The sequence below is a fragment of the Fodinibius sp. GM108 genome (assembly GCF_058386985.1).
Genome location: NZ_JBYEIR010000019.1, coordinates 1 through 11,982 on the forward strand (window position 1 = coordinate 1; position 11,982 = coordinate 11,982).

Annotated in this window: 13 protein-coding genes; 7 read left to right on the plus strand and 6 right to left on the minus strand. The window is 41.6% G+C overall.

The annotated features are described in order from the left end of the window. Positions 1–363 precede the first annotated feature (363 nt). Together ACT3ID_RS18825 and ACT3ID_RS18830 are read right to left on the minus strand one after the other, a co-directional pair. Positions 364–699, minus strand: coding sequence for a hypothetical protein (locus ACT3ID_RS18825; protein ID WP_491543614.1), 336 nt, complete (start codon positions 697–699; stop codon positions 364–366). A 242-nt stretch (positions 700–941) separates the two neighbouring features. Next, a complete protein-coding gene (locus ACT3ID_RS18830; protein ID WP_491543624.1) occupies positions 942–1,205 on the minus strand; it encodes a lipocalin family protein in 264 nt (87 codons plus the stop codon). Positions 1,206–1,350: 145 nt separating this feature from the next. Between ACT3ID_RS18830 and ACT3ID_RS18835 the strand changes: the two genes are divergently transcribed. Both ACT3ID_RS18835 and ACT3ID_RS18840 read left to right on the plus strand, forming a co-directional pair. Further along, positions 1,351–4,578 carry a CheR family methyltransferase gene (locus ACT3ID_RS18835; RefSeq protein WP_491543615.1) on the plus strand — a complete coding sequence of 1,076 codons (3,228 nt, stop codon included), beginning with the start codon at positions 1,351–1,353 and terminating at the stop codon, positions 4,576–4,578. A gap of 197 nt (positions 4,579–4,775) precedes the next feature. Beyond that, positions 4,776–5,900: a fatty acid desaturase family protein gene (locus tag ACT3ID_RS18840; protein ID WP_491543616.1), complete on the plus strand. Its 1,125-nt coding sequence runs from the start codon at positions 4,776–4,778 to the stop codon at positions 5,898–5,900. 45 nt (positions 5,901–5,945) lie between these two features. Here the strand turns inward: ACT3ID_RS18840 and ACT3ID_RS18845 are convergent, their stop codons facing one another. After that, on the minus strand, positions 5,946–6,506 hold the full coding sequence (locus ACT3ID_RS18845) for a helix-turn-helix domain-containing protein (protein WP_491543617.1): 561 nt from the start codon (positions 6,504–6,506) through the stop codon (positions 5,946–5,948). A gap of 244 nt (positions 6,507–6,750) precedes the next feature. Here ACT3ID_RS18845 and ACT3ID_RS18850 point away from each other — a divergent pair, with 244 nt between their 5' ends. From ACT3ID_RS18850 to ACT3ID_RS18865, 4 genes are all read left to right on the plus strand, one after another. Further along, on the plus strand, positions 6,751–7,401 hold the full coding sequence (locus ACT3ID_RS18850; protein ID WP_491543618.1) for a hypothetical protein: 651 nt from the start codon (positions 6,751–6,753) through the stop codon (positions 7,399–7,401). Between the two features lie 7 nt (positions 7,402–7,408). Continuing rightward, the gene (locus tag ACT3ID_RS18855) at positions 7,409–7,945 is read left to right on the plus strand and encodes a hypothetical protein (protein ID WP_491543619.1); all 537 of its coding nucleotides are present in this window, start codon (positions 7,409–7,411) and stop codon (positions 7,943–7,945) included. Positions 7,946–8,202: 257 nt separating this feature from the next. Beyond that, positions 8,203–8,853, plus strand: coding sequence for a DUF2959 family protein (locus ACT3ID_RS18860; protein ID WP_491543620.1), 651 nt, complete (start codon positions 8,203–8,205; stop codon positions 8,851–8,853). Between the two features lie 99 nt (positions 8,854–8,952). After that, positions 8,953–9,114 carry a lmo0937 family membrane protein gene (locus tag ACT3ID_RS18865; protein WP_491543621.1) on the plus strand — a complete coding sequence of 54 codons (162 nt, stop codon included), beginning with the start codon at positions 8,953–8,955 and terminating at the stop codon, positions 9,112–9,114. 89 nt (positions 9,115–9,203) lie between these two features. On the opposite strand, the gene ACT3ID_RS18870 is transcribed toward ACT3ID_RS18865, so the two are convergent. Continuing rightward, a complete protein-coding gene (locus ACT3ID_RS18870) occupies positions 9,204–11,018 on the minus strand; it encodes an SLC13 family permease (RefSeq protein WP_491543622.1) in 1,815 nt (604 codons plus the stop codon). Positions 11,019–11,118: 100 nt separating this feature from the next. Next, positions 11,119–11,337, minus strand: a complete 219-nt coding sequence (locus tag ACT3ID_RS18875; protein ID WP_491543623.1) for a LapA family protein — start codon at positions 11,335–11,337, stop codon at positions 11,119–11,121. A gap of 349 nt (positions 11,338–11,686) precedes the next feature. Between ACT3ID_RS18875 and ACT3ID_RS18880 the strand changes: the two genes are divergently transcribed. Continuing rightward, positions 11,687–11,818 (plus strand): cold-shock protein, encoded by a 132-nt coding sequence (locus ACT3ID_RS18880; protein WP_491543625.1) that lies wholly within the window; start codon positions 11,687–11,689, stop codon positions 11,816–11,818. Between the two features lie 23 nt (positions 11,819–11,841). Here ACT3ID_RS18880 and ACT3ID_RS18885 read toward each other — a convergent pair whose 3' ends face one another. After that, positions 11,842–11,982, minus strand: coding sequence for a GIY-YIG nuclease family protein (locus ACT3ID_RS18885; protein ID WP_491543626.1), 141 nt, complete (start codon positions 11,980–11,982; stop codon positions 11,842–11,844).

Consider the following 11,982-nt stretch of genomic DNA (forward strand, 5'->3'; position numbering starts at 1 on the left):
GACCGAATGTCTCCTGCTTTGTCAAACACAATCGCCCGCGAACTGGTGGTCCCCTGGTCTAATGCTAGAATATATTTTCCTTCCATAGCATCTATCTTTTTCTCATTAGTTATGAACTGAAATGTTCAGCTTAGCCAGGCAAATAATATACTATTAACCTGTGCAAGCTGAATCTTCAGCTGTTAAATAATGAACGGACAGTTAAAAAGCTAATGGCAACTTAGAAAGGAAGTTAGAATAGGCTTTGTAGATATTATCCAGCTGAATCCCGCGGATTTCTATACCGATGTCATGAATAGCTTTTTATTTCTTTGAGCAATCTCTCTTAACATTGGCAATCACAGTAGTGGGGTAAGATCTCGTTTAATTAGAATAGGTCCTTATAATTTTTCCATTATCCGTATAATGGTCTTTCCAGGTTACCAGATCCTGACCGGTTTCCTGCTTGTACCTCCAGTCAAACATCTCCCACTCTTCATCTATTATAAATACTCGGTCATCAGTGGTAATAAGTCTGGTCAGTCCCTTATATTCAGGACATTCATAATAATGCTTTACCTCCTTAAGTCTTAAACTCATTTTTATTTCCTTGGAAGGTCTAACGTTGATTTCTCCTATAAGTGACTCCAGAATCAAATCCTGATCTGATTTTTTAGGGATTAAGGCCGTAAAGGTGATCATTGTGTTATCTTCATTCATAAAACATACTGGTTTACAGAAACTTTTCTTGCAAATGATGTAACAAAGTTATTGCCGGACTCTTGAGGAAGTCGTCATCAGAGGCTTTGAAGGCAAAGCTTTTTGTAGTATTTGGACCGCCGTCAAGGTAATAAATATTAATATCAGGATCTAGTATAAACTGGTAATAATATTGGATTTAGCAGATGCCGAAAGAAAAGATGATGTCTCAAATGAGAATGATGTTCTTCTATCTTTGCGGTTTAATCCGATTCATACCCCGTCATTTCAATGAATCCATTCCCGCTGATTTCCTCTTCATTCATACTCCCGGAAACAGACAGCGCACCCTCGTAATACTTTACTGATACTGCCATCTCCTGATCGGCAAACATGGTGGACAGATCCAGGGTGAGATTGGCTTTGGGAATACGCATTATCCACTTTGATGGATAAGCAGAGTTTGTGTGAGGACTCTGACTATATATTTTAGATAACTGAAGATTAATAGAGATTATTAAAATAATCTAGGTACTTTTAGGTTCAGTTAATTAGGGAAATTATTTAGGTGAGGGTTTCACTCTTTAAACTAGTTAATTTAAAGTGGTTATTTTGGGAAGGCATGCCTTTTAATACTCGAACTCTCGAAGTACAATAACAAGACAAGAAAAAATGGAAGACAATAACACATTTAATCAGAATGAGCCACTAATAGTAGGTATAGGTGCTTCGGCCGGTGGTCTGGAAGCACTCAAAACTTTCTTTGCTTCCCTCCCCGAAAAAACCGGTATGGCTTTTATCGTGGTCGTCCACCTTTCGCCGGATCATGAAAGCAGTATGGCAGAACTGTTACAAAACCATACTTCTTTGGAGGTTTTGCAGGTAAAAGATAAAACTCAAATCAAAGAAGACTATGTATATGTCATACCGCCTAAAAAGAATCTTTTGGTCAAAGATAATCACATTGAATTGTCGGAACAGGATTATGATGAGCGTCCCCCGCATATTATAGATCGCCTTTATCGCTCTCTGGGTCGAGAGAAAGGGGACAAAGCAGTATGTATAACACTATCCGGGGCTGGAAGCGACGGCGTACTAGGCATGAAGACCATCAAGGAAGAGGGTGGTTTAAGTATTGTTCAGGATCCGGAGGAAGCACAGTATAGCGGTATGCCCCAAAGTGCTATTGATACGGGGCTTGCGGATAAGATTCTTCCTGTTGATGAAATGCCTCGGGTATTAATGGATTATAAGGAGAATCTTTGGGCGGTTCGTATTCCTCTTCAGCCGGAGGATTTATCAGAAGAGGAACAAGGAGTGCTTTTCGAGATTTTCAAGAAGATCAGGAAAGAAACACAGCACGATTTCAGCCAGTACAAGAAAACCACCGTACTACGGCGCATTGAGCGGCGAATGCATGTTCATAATGTCAAATCACTATCGGAATATCTTAAGGTTCTGAAAGATAACTTCGAAGAAGCCGACGAGTTGTTTAAAGATCTACTGATTAGTGTAACTCACTTTTTTCGGGATCCGGAAGCTTTTGAGGCATTGAAGCAAAAGGTGATACCCGAATTATTCAGAGACAAGAATTCTGATGAAGAGTTGCGTGTATGGGTACCAGGCTGCGCCACTGGAGAAGAGGCCTATTCTATTGCCATGCTCTTGAGGGAATATGCTGAAAATATAGATCAACCTCCCGAGATAAAGATTTTTGCTACTGATATTGATGAACAGGCATTACAGGTCGCCCGTGAAGGAAGATATCCTGAATCTATCGCCGAAGATTTAACAAAAAAACGGCTTCAGCGTTTTTTTACAAAAGAGAACTACGAGTATCAGGTTAGTGAGAAACTACGGACCATGATCCTGTTCTCTCCACATGACCTGCTCAAAAATCCTCCTTTCTCAAAACTGGACCTTATTTCCTGCCGAAACCTGCTGATTTATCTGAATAGAGAACTTCAGAGCGAAGTATTCAACCTTTTCCATTATGCAATGAAGCCGGGAGGTTACTTATGGTTGGGAAGTTCCGGTTCCAACCTTAAAGCTACCGAACAGTTTAAAGCTGTAGATAAGGAACACAAAATTTATCAGCAACGAACCAGTCATACGAAGGTAAATCTGCCGGATATCCCTTTACAGTTCAATAAGAACAGACCTTTTGATACCCGTTCCTGGAAAATGCCTTCTAAAAACAATGTTAATATTAAACAACTGCATCAGCGGCTGATAACCCAACAGTATGGCCCACCCAGTGTGCTTATTAATGACAATCAGGAAGTACTTCATTCTACAGCGGGTATCCATACGTATTTAAATTATCCGGAAGGGAAGCCGAGCCAGAATATTTTTGATATGATAATTCCCGAACTGCATCATCCGCTGCGAAACATGTTTCATCAAGCTAAGAAAGAAGAAACGGATCTGCCTATATGCAAGCAAGTACAAGTTAATTTAGACGGTGGATCATCACACATGGTTGAGGTGAATTTGCACAGGGTAAAAGAGAAAGATTCTCCCAATGATCTTATGTACCTCGTGTTTCGAAAAATCAGAGAGATTGATACCCCCGATGTCAGTGAGTCGATTAATAGAGATGATCTTCCCAAGGAGGGAAAGGAGATTATTGAAGCGCTTGAAAAAGATCTGATGCTAACTAAAGAGCAGCTTCAGATGACTATAGAGGATTATGAAACCTCTAATGAAGAGCTGCGATCCTATAACGAAGAGCTGCAGTCGATGAATGAAGAGTTGCAGTCGACAACTGAGGAACTGGAAACAAGTCAGGAAGAACTGCAGTCGGTAAATGAAGAACTCAAAACGGTGAACAAAGAACTGGAATCCAAAATCGAAGAGCTTCAACATACCAACAGTGATCTGAAAAACCTGATGGAAGCCACTGAGGTCACAATAATCTTTGTTGATCAGAAACTAACTCTGCGACGTTTCACCTCTAACGCCAGTGAGCTTTTTAACCTGACCGCTTCTGATGAAGGCCGACCTATCAAGCACTTTACGCACCGGCTTACCTACGATTCAATTATAAGTGATATCAACAGGGTACTTGAAAATAAAGAGAAGCAGCGAAAAGAGGTGACCGATGAAAGCGGCAATACTTATATTTTGCGGATGACACCTTATCGTACAGTGGATGGTGAGACTGATGGTGTGGTTATCAGCTTTGTGGATATTACTGATCTTAAGGGTGCTGAAGCAAAACTGGCGGAAAAGATTGAGCAGAATAAAAAACTGCAGCGTCAAATTTTGAAAACCAACATTAATGAACGCTGGAAGCTTGGTCAATTTCTTCATGATGAGTTAGCCCAATTGTTAGTGGTTGCCAAAATGGCGTTGCAACGCCTCAGAAATGATCTCGATATTGATGAAAAAGTTTATGAAGAGCAGTTTAATGAACTTACAGATCTTCTTAATAAAGGCATGGACGATGTCCGTAATTTATCACACGAAGTTATTCCCGTGAATATTGAAGAGGGCGGAGTGGCAAAGACGTTTAACAGTCTCTCTAAGCATTTAGAGAAAACCTTTGGATTAAACTGCATCTTGGAAGGTATTGAGGTCATGGAAAATATCGATGATCTGGAAATAGCCACAAATCTCTATCGTGTTGCCAGTGAAGCCGCAAAAAATGCCGCTATACACGGTAGTGCCAAGAATGTAAGAATTGCATTGGAAGTGGATGATAAATTCCTGCATATGATTATCGAGGATGACGGAAAAGGATTGACAGTTTCAGAAGAGCAAGAAGATGGAATGGGCATCCATATAATGCGGCACAGGATAGAATTAATAGATGGTACATTTGAAATTAAAGAATCTTCCGAATCAGAAAAAGGGGTAGTTATATCATGTAAAGTTCCACTGCATAGCAATAATTAACGCCCTCCGCTTCGATGATTAGTAATAGTAAAGTGACCTTGAAAATTGTTTTCCGCTCAAACCTTAGCAGGATCAGAGCTGGCCAATGCAGTTGATGGTGGAATTTGAAAATATGCAAAATATACCAAAAATTATGTAATACCCTCTTGTTGAAGTTTTGTAAGTTTCATATTGAATACGCATAAAGATTAAAAGATATGTCTGCCGTCGAAAAAGTTACGTTCAACAACAGCACCAGCCGGGAATTCAGTAAAACCGTAAAACAGCGGGTCGACCAATATTTTGAGGAACGTGATCTCTCCAAGCATGCCAACTTGGAGATGGTAGTCAAAACCATCGTATTGCTGACCCTCTACTTCGGTTCCTACGCACTGATCATCTCGGGACAGTTTTCGCTCAACTTCATGTGGTTTTTAACCTTTTTGATGGGAATCGGCATGGCCGGGATCGGATTCTCGATATCGCACGATGCCCTTCACGGCGCTTATTCTTCAAACAAGCATATCAATAGGGCCCTGGGATTTACCTTCGATCTGCTGGGGGCGAATGGGTATATCTGGAAAATAACCCACAATATTATCCACCACACCTACACCAACATTCACGGACACGATGAAGATCTGGAGGTGGCAGGATTTATCCGGCTATCACCGCATTCTGAGTATAAGCCGATCCATCGCGTTCAGCATATTCTGGCATTTTTTGCCTATAGCCTGGCCACCTTTTTCTGGGTGTTTGTCAAAGATTACAAGTATTTCCTCCAAAAGAATCTCGGTCCATACGAAAACAAAAGTCATCCCCTCAGCGAATGGATCATTCTTTTTGTAACGAAAGGCATATACTATACCTACATGCTGGTACTACCGATGCTTCTGCTTGATATTACCTGGGTGCAACTGCTGATTGGATTTACAACACTTCACCTGACGGCCGGTCTGATACTCGGTATCATATTTCAGCTTGCTCATGTTGTGGAGGAAACCGATCATCCGGAGCCGAACGAAGAAAACATGATTGACGAACACTGGATGATTCACGAGATGGTGACTACCAATAATTTTGCACGCGATAATAAACCATTATGCTGGTTTGTCGGCGGACTAAATTTTCAGATTGAGCATCATCTGTTTCCGAGAATATGCAGCGTGCACTACCCGGCTATCAGTCACATTGTAGAAAAGACGGCCAAAGAGTTTAATATCCCGTATAATCAGCACGACACGTTTTTTGAAGCAGTAGCCTCCCATTATCGCACGCTCAAAAAATTTGGAGATCCGGAGTTTACCTATTCTGAACCTGAATATGAGTTTGATTTCCAATAATTTGTTTTTCTTACGTAGAAATCGCTTCTCTACTGCACTTGAAAATCACAGGTCCTCGAGGTTCTTTTCCCGTTTCTCTTTCAGGTCTTTAAAATAGGTAGGAGTGAGACCGGTAATCTTTTTGAACTGGTTAGACAAATGAGCGACGCTACTGTAGTGAAGTTTATAAGCGATTTCGGTCAGGGTCAGCTCATCATACAATAACAGTTCCTTTACTCGTTCAATCTTATGTAAAATTATATACTGCTGTATAGTGATTCCCTTCACTTCAGAGAATATATTGGACAGGTAGGTATAGTCGTACCCCAGTTTTTCGCTGATATAGTCGGAATCGTTTACTTTTGGTACTTCATCCTGGTAATGGATCATTTCCACAATCACACTTTTTATTTTTTCAACCAGGATATTCTTTTTGTCATCGAGCAGCTCTAGTCCGGATTTTTTCAGTTTTTTATCAAATGCTTCAAGCTGTTCTTCAGTAATCTTATCCCGAATCTCGACCATGCCAAGATCGACTAATAAACAATCTATACCAAGCTTTTTTAACTCTTCCTTGACCAGCATCTTGCAACGCAGGCTTACCATATATTTAATGTATAGTTTCATGTAGTGTCATTCTTAAACAGAGCAAGAAAAATTAATACTCATTCTCACCTCATTAAAAAACACCTGTATGTTAGAATACGATCCTACGTTTAAATATTCTAATTTCATGCCGCATATTTGGCAATTTCTCCATTGGCAAATCTGTGATATATGTAAGCCTTTTATGATGCGATATAACACTTGTGGGGTGTAAAATAGGGATCTTTGTAAATAATAAATCAGATTAAATTAAAAGGAAGCACATATGACCCCAACCAAACAAGTTAACCTTTTTCTTCTGTCCGCACTTATCACTGGTTTTATTATAGGCGGATGTCAGTCAACAGGGATGGAACGCTCCGATAAGACCAGAATCTCGCTTCAAACCATGAACGATGATATTACGTCGGCGATCTTGCAATTGGATGCAACCGGGGCCGCGCTGGGTGATCTTTTCAGACCCGATCAACCCGACCTGAAGGAGGCACTGGAAGTCTTTTCGGATAACGTTGCCAAAATAGTTGCTACCGAGACCAAGTTTGGCCGGCATGCGGACGAATTAACTACACGCGGCACCGATTATTTTGAAGAATGGCAAAAAGAGGAAACTGAATATAGTAATCCACAAATACAACAATTGAGTGACCAGCGACGCTCAATACTGGGTGACGTTTACGGCCGAATTTCTGCACAGGGTAACAGCATTAAAGACACGTTTAAAACGTATACCTTGGATTTAACAGAAATACAGAGTTTTCTCTCCAATGATTTATCTAACAACGGAGTGGCCGCTATTGCCCCGATCGCAAATCGTGTTATTAGCAAGGGTGACAGCCTCCAACATGCCATGCACAATGTCCAAAGTATAATTCAGAGTGCACGTAAAGAGATGTCCCAAAGCGGAAGTGGCATATAGTGATTTTATGGAAAGAAAAATGAAAAAGCTTGCTGTCATATTCGTGTTCATCAGTGGATTGATTGTTGCCGAAGCGGCCGGGGCACAAGACAAGATACCAATTCCCCCGCAGTATCGACTCGTTGAAGGGATTGTGCAAATATCGAAACCGGGCGAAGAGTCGGTGTTGATCAACCTGTGGGGAGATGTAAACGCTCCCGGACGATTTATGGTCCCGGCCGGAACCACACTCATCGAACTGATTTCTTTAGCACGCGGCCCAACCAGTTTCCGCACGGGCGAAACCACACTTGACTGGTCTAAATTACGGGTTGAAGTTAACGTATCCCGACATAACCAAGAGCTGAACATTGATGAGGTGGTTAATTTCAGGTTTCGCTATACGCAAGAATTACCAACTGGAATGCGCGATTTCATCTTGCAAGAAAATGACTTCGTTACTCTTGAAGTTAAAAGGAGGCCGGCCTTTGTCGATTATATGCGGATAACAGGTCCCATCGTCACAGTTGTGGCCACGATGATACTGCTTGTGGACAAGCTTTAACCGAAGGAACAAGCTGAAAACATAGGAGCAAATGCTTTTTTGAGGGAATGCGAATCAAACACCCATTAAACGGGCAAATGATGATCCACTTTTGCTGGTTTTTCCAGGTTCTCATTCTCCTTCTCTCTAATACATGTGATATATATAACTCTCCGACGGTGATCTGTAATGCTTCCCGGAATTAGAATACCGATATTACTTCTGTGAAACTAATTCACACCTGTCCCGCCAGTCGCGGGCAATAGAAAGAGTTTAAGATGAAATTACTAAACCGAACCTATACTTGGGCGTCTGCATTACTGATAATCACTGCATTGGGCATTACCAGTTGTGCTTCTACAAGCATGCAGCGTTCACAAGACACCAGAACAACCATGGAAACCATGGACAATGATATTCAAGAGGCATCCCGGCAGCTTGATGTTACTGGGACATCCCTCGATGAACTTATAATGCCCGGCCAAACTGATGTAAAAAAAGCGTTTGAGTCTTACAAGAATAATGTGGAGAAAATGGTGACCTTAGAGCAAAAATTTGCCAAGCATGCCGAACAAATGAAAGAAAAAGGCAATACTTATTTCGAAGAGTGGAAAAAAGAGGGAAGTGAGTACAGCAACCCGGAGATACAACAACTCAGTGATCAGCGACGAGAAGAACTGAGAAAAGTCTATGACAAAATTGCTGAAAATAGCATCGGCGTAAATGAGGCATTTAAAACCTATGTGTCTGACGTAAAAGAAATCCAGACATTCCTCTCAACTGATCTGACTACAAAGGGAATTGCTGCCATTGGTCCAACATCCGAAAAAGTTGTTAGTGATGGAGACAGTCTGAAATATGCCATACAGAAACTTCAAACTGCCATTCAAGATGTACGGGCAGAAATGACCCAAAGCGGGTCTAAATAATATTGGTGACCGGGAGTGAAGGTGGTAAACCACAGGATGTTCCCTAGATGAAGTTCTTATGATTTAAAGTAAAACTTTAACAATTTAACCCAGCCATTTATGAGAAATCAACTGTGGTTTATAGCAACAATATTTATTATTGCGTGGGTGATCGGTTCAATTGGATTTGGAATGAATGGCTTTATACATATTCTGCTTGCTTTAGCATGTATAGCTTTAATATTGAGACTGGAAGATCCCATTTTCAGATCAAACCTATAACAAACTCAATCTCCGAAAACTTAAGGACAGAGTTGATCTTCTGTCCTTTTTTATTTGAGCATATCGAATTATAGGTTAAAAATTATACCTCACATCGGCCAAAAGATAGGCACCACGAAAATGACTATAGTCCACAGCATTAATTCAAGAAGAAGACCAACTTTAAAGAAATCGGTAAACTTATAATTACCTGGTCCATATACCATAAGATTCGTCTGATAACCGATGGGGGTGATCAAAGACATAGATGCGACCAAGGTAATTGCGATGAACAGGCCGCGTGCTTCAATCCCCTGGGTTTCGGCAACTGATAAGGCAATCGGAAACATCAGTGCCACAGCACCGTTATTGGTAATAATTTCAGTAAGCAGGCCAGTTACAATAACAACCCCGGCCAACACCGCCCGGTGGCCGTATGTGCTGGTAAGGTCCACGATCCATCTTCCAATAAGTTCGGCCGTTCCACTTACCTCCATAGCTTTGCCCAGGCCAATAGCTGCACCAATCACAATCAAAACCGTCCAGTCTACGGATTTTCGAGCTTCACCGGCGTTAACAACGTTAAAACTCAATAATACCGCGACCCCTAGAATGCCGGCTAACGCGATATGGACTATTTCCAATGCAACCAGTGTTACAATGCTTGCTAATACACCAACCGAGACGTATAAATTTTTTCCTCCCGTGCGATGTTCCTCGGTGCTTGTTTCTGCCCCGGCTGCTTCTCCACCGGCCGCACTGGTCAGAAAAAAATCTTTGGTATCCTCATAGGCTTCGCGAAATCCGCGGTTTGTATCAAGCAGCAGTACATCTCCGGGACGCAGCACAAACGGTCCAAGGGGCTGGTCAATACGTTTACCTCTTCTCCGCACGCCGGTTACTGCGGCTCCGAACCGTTCAAGAAGCTTAGCTTCTTCTACAGTGGACCCTACTAATGATGATCCTTCTTTTACAACCACTTGGTGAAGTTCCCGTTCTGGCTTTTCTTTCTGGTCGATATCTCTCGGTGGCTGCTGAACAACCTGAAGTCCTGAATAGTCGACCAAGTTGGGCACTGTGGCGGCAATGCCTCCTTTAGCAGCATACAAAAGATGGTCGCCCTGGCGTAGTTTTTCGTCTTTTGGAACAGGAGCTATTTCACGATTCGTGCGATTAATACGGGAAAGATAAAAACCCTGAAACTCACCTAACCCTGTTTCCTGTATGGTTTTGCCAATTGTATCTGCTTCTTCTGTAATCTCAATCTCTACCAACAGATTCCTTCTCCGTTCCTCTTCGTACCGGATATCCCGCCGGGCCGGCGTCAACAAGGGTGAAATGAAAACGAGATATAATAGTCCTACAACAGCGCAGGGAACACCAACCCAGGCCAGTTCAAAAAAGGAAAGGCCCTCAAATCCGTGGCTTTGCAACAGCCCATGAGTAATCAGGTTAGTGCTTGTGCCGATTAAGGTACAGAGCCCTCCCAAAATAGCGGCAAAAGAGAGGGGCATAAGTAATTTTGATACGACAATATTTTTTTTCAGCGCCCATTGTCGAATAGCGGGAATCCCCATCGCCACAACCGGCGTATTATTTAAAAAAGCTGAATACAGGGATACGCTGGGGCATAAGCGAAGCAAAATCCGCTGAATGCTCCTGGTTTCCTGTCCTAAAATAAAGGCACTGGCCCAGTCCAGCGCACCACTTTCGCGCATAGCGACTGATACGACGTAAAGGCTGCCCAAGGCTATTAATGTAGTATTTGCAAATCCCTGAAAAGCCTGCTCAAGGCTGAGGACACCGCTGATTGTCAGGATGGCCAGGGCCGTCAACAAGATAGCATCCGGACTCCATAGATCACTTGCCAATCCGATAAAAGCTAATAATAACACTCCAAAAATAAGCAGCTGTTCGAATCCCATTCAAAAAGCGAATTATGGTTTCATTTATAAGTTTCCCTTGCACAAAGGATGATTTAGAATTTTATTAGCTTCTTTAACTATATTAACTAGACGAGCCAATTCACTCCTTGATAGTTTGTTTACCACTGCTTTTTACCAGAAAACCCAGGACCAACCCTGCTACAAATCCTATTGTCCCGGTTAGAAAAAGCAGCACGACCAGCGACATTTCTGTGGTATAACCTAGAAAATGTGCCTGAACCGAAGCTGTATTTTGTGCCACAAGCAAGACCAAGAGCAAACTCAGGACCAAGAACGTTGCCCATTTTAATTTTTTCATAGTATATCTCTTATTTCTTTGGTATGATAATTTTCAACAGCCAGTATTTTACTATAAAAATTCAAAACACAAACGAATCTTTTGTTGGCCTTAATAACCAATATGGGATAATTCTGTAAAATAAATAAAGGTATAAATAGGTATTAGACGTAATTAACATTAACTTGTAGTGTTAAAATAAATTACCCACCTGACAAGCAAACTTTACTGAAGCGACGCGTTAACCAACTCCTTTCACGAGAGAAACCTACAGGTGCATAAAACAATATATGTTACAACAAGGCAAAGTAAAATTTTTCGACTCCCAAAAAGGGTTTGGATTTATCAATCCTGATGAAGGGAACAAGATATTTTCGTTCATAGAAACAACGTTGAAAATCTTGGTGTTGATCAAGGTCTTAAAGACGATGAGGCTGTGGAATTTGATGTCGAAGAAACACCCAAAGGCTTAAGTGCAATTAACGTGCGAAGCCTGGATTAATAATTCCATTATGCATGTTAAATTCAAAGCCCCGGTTTTGCCGGGGCTTTTCTTTTTATAAGAGCTTGTTCCTTTCGGTTGTTGTGGAAAAAACACCGCTTCTCCGGATCGTCTGAACTGCCCGTGTAATAGGTTTCCTCTTTCTCCGAGCGGAGTATGTACAG